Source organism: Synechococcus sp. H55.11 (genome assembly GCF_047462475.1).
Taxonomy (GTDB): domain Bacteria; phylum Cyanobacteriota; class Cyanobacteriia; order Thermostichales; family Thermostichaceae; genus Thermostichus.
Genome location: NZ_JANSJI010000173.1, coordinates 1 through 5279, shown reverse-complemented (window position 1 = coordinate 5279; position 5279 = coordinate 1). Strand labels below are relative to the sequence as shown.

Annotated in this window: 2 protein-coding genes; both read left to right on the top strand. The window is 63.0% G+C overall.

All coding sequences use genetic code 11. The annotated features are described in order from the left end of the window. A partial coding sequence (locus NW853_RS07305) for a helicase-related protein (protein ID WP_414348674.1) occupies nucleotides 1-2215 on the top strand: 2215 nt, incomplete at its 5' end. Then, a partial coding sequence (locus tag NW853_RS07300) for an Eco57I restriction-modification methylase domain-containing protein (RefSeq protein ID WP_414348672.1) occupies nucleotides 2212-5279 on the top strand: 3068 nt, incomplete at its 3' end. The genes NW853_RS07305 and NW853_RS07300, both read left to right, overlap by 4 nt.

The window sequence follows — 5279 nt, the reverse complement described above, 5'->3', positions numbered from 1 at the left end:
TTGTCATTATCTGATCATTGCCTACGCAGTGCACGTGGCGGCAGCGGCCAGTTCCGGCAGAGCTCAGCAGGAGCGGCATGCTCTTTTGAGAGCTATTGCCCAAGCGCCCAACCGCCACCTAATCCTGCTGACGGCTACTCCCCACAGCGGCATCCCAGAGGCCTTCCGGTCGTTGCTGGGGCTGCTGCGGCCGGAGTTCGAGGAGTGGGACCTTCAGGATCTCAAGGAGAACCAGCGCATCGAGCTGGCCCGTCACTTTGTCCAGCGCACACGGCGGGACATCAAGGAGACCTGGCAAGAAACCGCCTGCTTCCCAACCCGGGAAGCTGAAGATGAGACCTATGACCTTTCACGCTGCTACCGCGAGCTGTTTGAGCGCACCTATGCCTTCTGCTCGGAGCTGGTGCGCACCGGCCAGCAGATGGAGCAGCGGCGGCGGCGCGTACGCTACTGGGGGGCGCTGGCTCTTTTGCGCTGTGTCATGTCCAGTCCGGCAGCGGCTCTGGCGGCGCTGGCCAATCGCAGCGCAGGCTCTCGGGAAGAAGAGGCTGAGGAGAGCTTTAGCCGCTGGGTGTTCGAGTCGGCACAAGAGCGTACTGACGACGAATTACCGCTGCCAGCTCTTGAAGCTGCAGAGCAAACTCTGCCCGACAGCGACCGCCGCCGGTTGCGGGAGCTTGCCCGTCTGGCCCACCAACTTCACGGCGTAGACCAAGACACCAAGCTGGCGCGGGCCATCGAGCTGGTGAAGCGGCTCCTCGCCGAGGGCTTTCACCCCATTCTCTGGTGCCGCTATGTGGCCACAGCAGGGTATCTTGCCGACCACCTTCGGCAGCACCTGGGATCCGCAACTCAGGTAGCCTGCGTAACCGGCCGCATGGGCGACGAGGAACGGGAGGCCAAGATTGCGGAAATTGCCGTTGACCAGCCACGGGTGCTGGTGGCCACCGACTGCCTCTCGGAAGGGATCAACCTGCAGGAAAAGTTTACAGCCGTCATCCACTACGACCTGCCCTGGAACCCCAACCGGCTGGAACAGCGGGAGGGGCGGGTGGATCGCTATGGCCAACGGGCCGAACGGGTCAAGGTCGTCCGCTTTTTCGGGCGGGATAACCCTGTGGACGGTGCGGTGCTGCAGGTGCTGCTGGACAAGGCGCGGGAAATCCGCCGCACCCTTGGCACCCACGTGCCTGTGCCCGAAGCGAGTGAAAGCGTTACCCAGGCGGTGCTGGAGGCCCTTTTTCTGCGCCAGGGATCCGGCTCAGGGGAGCGCCAGTTGGCGCTGGATCTGGGGATGGCAGAGGTGAGCCAGTTTCACGCCCAGTGGGATCGCTCTGCTGAGCAGGAGCGGCGCAACCGCACCCGTTTTGCCCAGCGATCCCTCAAGCCGGAAGAAGTGCAGCGGGAACTGGAGGCCACAGACGCTGTGCTGGGGGATCCGCAGGCCGTGCAGCAATTTTTTCTAACTGCTGCCCAGCGCCTAGGCCTGGCTGTGATCCCTGACCGGCAGTCTGGAGTCTTCCGGGTCAACCTCAGCCAGGAGGGCACGGCAACCCTGCCGGAGACCATTCGTTCAGTCCTGCCCCAGCCCAAGGGTGGACAGTGGCGGATTAGCTTCATCTCCCCCACGCCGGAAGGAGCGGAATACGTTGGCCGCAACCACCGCCTCATCGCTGCCCTGGCCCACTTTTTGTTAGAGAAGGCCTTAGATAAGCCTGAAGAGGCCGTCGTCTCCCGCTGCGGGGTCGTTCGGACGCGGGCTGTGGCTGCGCTCACCACCCTCTTGTTGCTGCGGGTGCGCTACCTAGTGGAGCAGCCGCTGGCTCAGCCTCTGCTAGCGGAGGAGGTGCTGGTGCTGGGAGGGGTTGGCCTAGAAAGGGGCGAAGCCCGCTGGCTGGAAAGTAGGGCAGCGCTCCAGCTTTTGGCCACAGCCAAGCCAGATGCCAACCTGCCGCTTGTAGAAAAGCAGGAGTTGGTGCAGCAGGTGCTAGACAGCCTCAGCCCCTGGCCGCCGACTGCAGAAAACTGGGGTCTAGAACACCCCCTTCAGCAAGGGATCCGGGAGGCCATTTTCCAGCGAGCTGGCGAGCTGGCTGAGGCCCACAAGCGCATCCGACAGGCCATCTCCCAGCGCGTGCGCGGGCTGGAGGTTAAGCCGCAGTTTCCCCCCGATCTGCTGGGAATTCTTGTCCTACAACCTCTGCTGTCCAGATGAGCCAATTTCCTGCTGTACGCCTTGAAGGGGGCCTCTTGGGGCCGGACATTCTGGAGCAGCTTTTGGCTGGCGAGCTGTCAGGCCAGAAGCCGAAAGACTTTGGGCTAGAAGACAAGCGCAGCCTGACGGAAGAAATTGCCAGCGTCTTTGCCGAGGCCCGCACCCAGTGGGAAGTTTTCCGCCGCCGGCTGGCCCGTCTGCCGGAAGGGGATCCGGCCACGTCGGTTACCCGCGATGCCTGGGTTATTCCCTTTCTTAGCTTTCTGGGCTACGAGCTGCGCTACAACCCACGGGCCCATGAGCTGGACGGTGCTACCTTTGCCATTTCGCACCGCGCCGGCGAAGCAGAGGATGCCCCGCCGGTGCACATTGTGGGGGTACGCCAGGAGCTGGGGCGGCTGGCTTCCACCGGCAGGCCGCGTCTAGCCCCTCACTCACTGCTGCAGGAGTATCTCAACCGCAGCGAGCACCTCTGGGGCATCGTCACCAACGGGCTGACCCTCCGTCTATTGCGGGACAGCACCTTTGTGCGCCGGCAGGCCTATGTGGAGTTTGACCTGCAGCAGATTCTAGAGGAGCAGCGCTTTAACGACTTTGCCATCCTGTTTCGCCTGCTGCACCGCAGCCGTTTGCCCCAAAAGGCAGAGCAGGCGCGGGAGTGTTGGCTGGAGAAGTACTACCAGCAGGCTCTGGAACAGGGGGGGCGAGTCCGCGAGCGGCTGCGGGATGGGGTGGAAGAGTGCCTCAAGGGCCTGGCCAAGGGTTTTCTTGCCCATCCCAAAAACTCCCACCTGCGGGAGCGGCTGGCTTCTCCAGGATCGAACTGCCTTACCCCGGAGGAGTTCTACCGGCAACTGCTGCGGCTGGTCTACCGCTTTTTGTTTCTCTTAGTCTCGGAGGAGCGGGGGCTAATTAGCGCCAGCCCCCTCTACCGGGATCACTACGGCGTGAGTCGGCTGCGGCGACTTTTGGAGCGGCGCAGCGCTTTTACGGAGCATGAGGATCTCTGGTGCAGCCTGCGGGTGCTCTGGCGAGTGCTTTCCCAGGAGGAGCTGGCAGAGCATCTAGGGGCTGCACCTCTCAACGGCGAGTTGTTTGCCCCTTTGGAGCTGGATGGGTGCAGCCTGAGCAACCGGGATCTGCTGCAGGCCTTCTGGCACCTGGCCTACTACCAAGAGAACGCGACCTCGCCGCCGCGCCGGGTCAACTACGCCGCTTTGGACGTAGAGGAGCTGGGATCCGTCTACGAAAGCCTGCTCGACTACCGGCCCCAGATTGACACCTCAGGCAGTGTGCCCTGCTTTGACTTAGGCTACGGCTCCGAGCGCAGAAGTACCGGCTCCTACTACACCCCGCCGGAGCTGGTGGCAGAACTTGTCCGCTCGGCCCTGGAGCCAGTGCTGCAGGAGCGGCTGAAGTCTGCAGCCGGCCGTGAGGAAAAGGAACGGGCCATCCTATCGCTGCGGGTTCTGGATCCCGCCTGTGGCTCTGGGCATTTTCTCTTGGCGGCTGCCCGACATCTGGGCAAGGAGCTGGCCAAGGTTCGCACCGGCGAAGAGGAGCCCGCCCCCGAGACTGTGCGCGAGGCCATCCGCGACGTGGTGGCCCACTGCCTCTACGGCGTGGACAAAAACCCCTTGGCGGTGGAACTCTGCCGCGTGGCCCTCTGGCTGGAGGCCCATTGCGCCGGCAAACCGCTTACCTTCCTCGATCACCGCATCAAGTGTGGCGACTCGCTGGTGGGGGTGCTGGATCTAAAGGTTCTGGAAAAGGGCCTTCCTGATGCTGCTTTCGAGCCGGTAAGTGCCGACTCCAGGGAGGCTGCCCGCTCTCTGAAGGGGCGAAATCGCGCCGAGCGCAGGGATTTGGAAACAGGCCAGCTTTCTCTGCCGCTTGAGGCCGACCAGGTGGTGGCCCAGCTCAGCCAGGAGCGGCAGCAGCTCGAAGCTATCCAGGACGACTCGCCAGCCAATGTACGCCGCAAGCAGGAGCTCTACACCCGCTACTGTCAAAACCCAGAACACCAGAAACTGACAGAAGCCTGCAACCTTTGGACGGCGGCCTTTTTCCAGCGCTTGACCTCGGACTTCTCGGCGGCCATTACCACGAAAGCGGTCAGCGAGCGGCTGGAAAATCGAGCCAACTCCCGCGCTCTGGCCACCGCCGTAGCTCTGGCTTGCGAACAGCGCTTCTTCCACTGGCCACTGGAGTTCCCGGAGGTGTTTCACCTTCCCCCCTCGCCCGGAGAAGGGGGCTGGGGAGGTGAGGGCGGCTTCGATGTTATCCTCGGCAACCCACCCTGGGAAATGATCCAGCTAGAGGAGCAGGAATTCTTCGCTAGCCGCGACACTGTGATAGCTGAGGCACCCAACGCTGACGCTCGCAGGCGGCTCATCGCAGCACTCGCCGACACCAACCCCACCCTCTGGCAAGACTATCAGCGCGCCTTGCACGCCGCCGAAAGCACCAGCCGCTTCCTGCGTGGCAGTGGGCTATATCCCCATACCGGTCGCGGCGACATCAACACCTACTCTGTGTTTGCCGAGCGCGTCCGCGCCCTGCTCAACCCTCGCGGGCGGGCCGGCATCATCGTGCCAACCGGCATCGCCACCGACGCCACCAACCAATTCTTCTTCGCCGACCTGGTGGAAAAGGGGCAACTGGTCAGCCTGTTTGATTTTGAAAACCGCGAAGCTATCTTCTCTGGCGTGCATCGCAGTTACAAGTTCTGCCTGCTCACCATCTGCAGGAGAAGCACGTCGGTGAGCCCCCCTACCTTCAGCTTCTTCGCAACTCGCACCGAACACCTGCGCGACCCACGCCGTGTATTCACCCTAACCGCCGACGACATTGCCCGTATCAATCCCAACACCCGCACCCTGCCCGTCTTCCGCACCCGTCAGGATGCCGAGCTGACAAAGGCTATCTACCAGCGCGTGCCGGTGCTAGTGAATGAAAACTCTCCCCCCTCTCCCACAAGGGGAGAGGGGCCGGGGGTGAGGGCCAACCCCTGGGGCGTGCGCTTTGTCGGAATGTTTGACATTTGCAACGCCTCCGGCCTCGT